Consider the following 261-nt stretch of genomic DNA (forward strand, 5'->3'; position numbering starts at 1 on the left):
CGGCAGCCACCTGCTTTCCCATGCCGTCTCCAGCATAGTATCATCGGCCTCCCAGGTCTTAACCATCGTGTTCGGGATGGGTACGGGTGTGACCCCTGGGCGTATCGCCACCGGAAATATTCGGTTATCCAATCTCTTGGTAACTCAACAGTGAAACACAATACTCTACTTCTTCTTCCTTAGAAAGGAGGTGATCCAGCCGCACCTTCCGATACGGCTACCTTGTTACGACTTCACCCCAGTTATCGGTCCCGCCTTCGG

2 rRNA genes are annotated in these 261 nt (G+C 53.6%); both read right to left on the reverse strand.

Going from position 1 to position 261, the window contains the following annotated elements:
• Positions 1-115 (reverse strand): 5S ribosomal RNA (gene rrf / locus CI595_RS25795); the annotation flags it as partial.
• Between the two features lie 68 nt (positions 116-183).
• A 16S ribosomal RNA gene (locus CI595_RS25800) occupies positions 184-261 on the reverse strand; the annotation flags it as partial.

The sequence above is a fragment of the Blautia hominis genome (genome assembly GCA_002270465.1).
Lineage (GTDB): Bacteria > Bacillota > Clostridia > Lachnospirales > Lachnospiraceae > Blautia > Blautia hominis.